The following is a 455-nucleotide window of genomic DNA, read 5'->3' as shown; positions in this document are numbered from 1 at the left end:
ATACCTCCTGTCTCGTGGGCTCGGAGATGTGTATAAGAGACAGAGATGCACCATACAAGGCCCCGCATATAAGGATAAGTGACGTAGTGATCCCAACGAAGTTTGCCAGCCTTCTTCGAAGGCTTTTCTTCTGAAACTGAAACGTCGAGGGGTTAACATTGAAGTCATAGAAAACCTCCTCAGAAATCACCAGCTCAGGCCGTTGCAGCGAGGCAATCTGCATCAGTATTGCACGTGTAATGTCCCAGTGATGCTTGAATTTCTTTATTTCATGCACCGGGACTAAATTTTCTTTCGTTTCACCGGATTGGTTTACGGTGTAGATAACCAGGTTTTTAGTGTTGTTTTTATAGCCCGTATTACGACTGTCTCTTATACACATCTGACGCTGCCGACGATGCCAACTGGGTGTAGGTGGGGGGGGGGGGGGGGGGGGGGTGTGGGGGGGGGGGGGG

The 455-nt window shown here is 49.9% G+C and carries 1 protein-coding gene; it reads right to left on the bottom strand.

The features are described from left to right. Positions 1-382, bottom strand: a 382-nt coding sequence (locus JHD74_RS26770; protein WP_233169703.1) for a hypothetical protein, incomplete at its 3' end; no start/stop codon positions are given. Between the last annotated feature and the right edge of the window lie 73 nt (positions 383-455).

It is taken from the genome of Serratia sp. ASV30 (assembly GCF_016428815.1).
GTDB classification, from domain to species: domain Bacteria; phylum Pseudomonadota; class Gammaproteobacteria; order Enterobacterales; family Enterobacteriaceae; genus Chania; species Chania fonticola_C.
Note: the sequence above shows the minus strand (reverse complement) of the source record. Positions and strands in the feature narration are given on the sequence as shown.